This window comes from Poinsettia branch-inducing phytoplasma str. JR1, assembly GCF_000309465.1.
Classification (GTDB): Bacteria; Bacillota_I; Bacilli_A; order Acholeplasmatales; family Acholeplasmataceae; genus Phytoplasma; species Phytoplasma pruni.
This window is the reverse complement of sequence record NZ_AKIK01000020.1, coordinates 1-3,081: the sequence shown is the minus strand read 5'-3', so window position 1 is coordinate 3,081 and position 3,081 is coordinate 1. Positions and strand designations below refer to the sequence as shown.

Here is a 3,081-nt window from a genome sequence, read left to right as displayed (position 1 = left end):
AAAAGCACCTTTTTGGATAGGTAGCTTATTTTATTAAAAATAATTTAATGTTTTTTGTTTTTTAAGATTTTTTTACGATTTTTTCTCTCTACGCTTGGCTTAACATAATATTCTTTTTTACGAGCTTGCACAAGATTACCAGATTTAGAGACATCTCTTTTAAATCTGCGTAAAGCGTCATCAATATTTTCTTTTTCGAGAACTATAGTTTTAGGCATTTAACAATCCCCCTTTTTTTTACTATAAAAAATATTTATATGTATAATTTTTATAAAATATTTTGCAACTAAAAATATTTTAACATATAAAATAACGAATGTCAATATTTTATAACAAAAAAATATCTTTTTTTCTCTTTTTTATTTACGTATCGTAATGAAAGCTGAAAAAAAGAGGATAAAAACTAAGATAAAAATGATTTTATCTAAAGGGGAACTTTTTCCTTGAGAACTGTTATCGCCATATTGTTCTGTAAAAGCGTCTACAACGCTTTTTTCAGAAGAAAATAAGATGCCTAAAATAATTAAAACAGCGACTGGATATACTACATAATTACTTGTTAATATTTGCATTTGACTAAAGGACATTATTATAAACCTCTTCTTTTAAAGAAACTAAAACTTTTAAAAACACATCATCAGCGTTTTGAATAGCGATAATTTCTAATTTTTCTCTTACTTCAATAGGAATTTCATCCACATCTTTTAAATTATCTTTAGGAATGAAAATTGTGTTAAGTCCGCTTCTATTAGCAGCGATAGCTTTTTCTTTCAAACCGCCAATCGGTAAAACAGAACCTCTTAGAGTTATTTCTCCCGTCATTCCTACATCTTTACGAACACATGTTTTTTTGATAGCTGAATAAATGGAAGTTGCGATAGTAACGCCTGCGGAAGGACCATCTTTAGGAATAGCGCCTTCTAAAAAGTTAATGTGGAAATCATTTTCATCAAAAATTTTATAATCAATGCCTAATTTTTCCGCATTAGCTTTTAAAAAGCTAAAAGCTGTAAAAGCACTTTCTTCAATAACTTTGCCTAAATGACCGGTAAGAACTAATTTACCCTTACCTTTGTAATAAGTCGCTTCTACTGGTAAAATATCTCCACCAAAAGAAGTATAAGCCAAACCATTAACCACGCCAATTTGAGGTTTTTCTTCCATTAATAAATGTTGGAAAATAACTTTACCTAAATATGTTTCGATGTTATTTTTATCGATTTTTACTTTTTCAACTTTATTGATTAAAATTTCTTTAACAGTTTTACGTATTAAATGAGCTATTTTCTTAGTTAAATTTCTCACACCAGCCTCTTTAGTATAATGTCTGATGATATAAAGTAAGGTTAAATCGTCAATTTCGAATTGAGTTTCATCAATGCCGTGTTCTTTTAACTGTTTAGGCAATAAATGTTCTTTAGCGATAATTAATTTATCTTGTTCTGTATAAGAGCTTAGTTCAATAACTTCTAAACGGTCTCTTAAAGGAGGAGCGATAGTGCTTAAATCGTTAGCAGTTGTGATAAATAAAACTTGCGATAAATCAAAAGGTTCAGATAAATAAAGATCGACGAAATTTTGGTTTTGTTTCGGATCAAGAACTTCTAATAAAGCTGAAGAAGGATCATGATGCGAATTAGTCACTAGTTTATCAATTTCATCTAATAAAAAGACTGGATTTCTCACGCCTGCATCTTTTAAACTGCTTAAAATACGCCCTGGCATAGCACCTACATAAGTTCTTCTATGTCCTCTTATTTCACTCTCTTCTTGCATACCACCTAAAGATTGTTTAACGAATTTACGCCCTAAAGCTTCAGCGATAGAAATAGCTAAAGTAGTTTTACCAACGCCAGGAGGACCTGATAAACAAAGAATAGTTTGAGCGTTTTTCTTAGTCATGATTTTGACTGCTGCGTATTCTACAATACGTTCTTTAGCCTTAGCTAACCCGTAATGGTTTTTTTCTAAAGTAGCTTGTATTTTTTCCAAGTCATTAACATCTTTACTTGTTTTTTGCCAAGGCAAAGCTACTAAAAAATCTAAATAATTACGAATAACAAAGGAATCAGCTACTGCTGAGGAGATAGATTGATAACGAGAAAGTTCTTGTAAAGCTTTTTCTTTAATTGTTTTAGGCATATTAGCGGAATTAATTTTTTTTCTTAATTCTTCAATTTCTTCTTCTTTTTTAACTTTATCGCCTAATTCGTTTTGAATAACACGTATTTTTTCTCTTAAATAAAATTCTTTTTGATTTTCATCAATACTACGTTTAACTTCTTCGTTAATTTTATTTTCTAACTCAACTACGTCTATTTTAACTCTAATGTCTTGCAAAATATAAACTAATCTTTTGTTTAAAGAAGGTTCTTTTAAATATTTATATTTTTCTTTTTCTTCTATTCTTAAAGCAAAAATAATTAAATCAGCTGCTTTTTCGGTTGTTACGCCGTTTTGTATTTGTTCTAAAAAACTATTTTCAGAAATTAATAAAAACTGACTTATATTTGAAGTAATTTGTTGAATGATTAATTTGATTAAAGTTTGTTCTTCTTGTAAATCGCCTAAAACTGTAGGAACATTCAGAAATTTAGCACTATATAAATTATCTTTTTTCGTTAATTTCTGTGTTTTAACACGATTTAAAATACGGAATTTAACTTTGTAAAGAAAATCATCAATTTTAATAGCAAGTAAAACTTTAGCTAAAACGCCGTGTTTTTCTATATCAGAAACTTTCGGTTTTTCATGTAAAAAATTTTTTTGCAATAAAATGACCACGTAAGGAGATTCAAGTAATTCTGATTGCTTAATAGCGTTGATAGAAAAAGAGCGTCCTATTTCAATTCTAAAGTCATTAGAAGGAATGGGCACAACGTTTCTCACAATAACAACAGGCAATTCGTTAGGAATAATATCATCATCCATTTTTGCTTTATTTTTTTTATCGATTTTTTCTATTTTATCAATGTTTTCTTTTTTATTCATTTGATTCACCACTCATCCTTTTTTATGCGTGAAGTTAAATTAATATTATTTTGTTCATTTTTATTAAGATTATAAATTATATTTTAATCT

3 protein-coding genes are annotated in these 3,081 nt (G+C 28.4%); all 3 read right to left on the bottom strand.

The window, feature by feature from the left end:
* Positions 1 to 44 precede the first annotated feature (44 nt).
* Positions 45 to 218 (bottom strand): 30S ribosomal protein S21, encoded by a 174-nt coding sequence (gene rpsU / locus ON17_RS00680; RefSeq protein ID WP_017191559.1) that lies wholly within the window; start codon positions 216 to 218, stop codon positions 45 to 47.
* Between the two features lie 141 nt (positions 219 to 359).
* Positions 360 to 587 (bottom strand): hypothetical protein, encoded by a 228-nt coding sequence (locus ON17_RS00675; RefSeq protein ID WP_017191558.1) that lies wholly within the window; start codon positions 585 to 587, stop codon positions 360 to 362.
* A complete protein-coding gene (lon, locus tag ON17_RS00670; protein WP_017191557.1) occupies positions 577 to 2,991 on the bottom strand; it encodes an endopeptidase La in 2,415 nt (804 codons plus the stop codon). Before lon ends, ON17_RS00675 begins: the two co-directional genes overlap by 11 nt.
* Positions 2,992 to 3,081: the final 90 nt, after the last annotated feature.

What these genes read in the sequence shown, in the direction of transcription:
- rpsU (WP_017191559.1), bottom strand. Translation starts at nt 218, where the DNA reads ATGCCTAAAACTATAGTTCTCGAAAAAGAAAATATTGATGACGCTTTA.
- ON17_RS00675 (WP_017191558.1), bottom strand. Translation starts at nt 587, where the DNA reads ATGTCCTTTAGTCAAATGCAAATATTAACAAGTAATTATGTAGTATAT.
- lon (WP_017191557.1), bottom strand. Translation starts at nt 2,991, where the DNA reads ATGAATAAAAAAGAAAACATTGATAAAATAGAAAAAATCGATAAAAAA.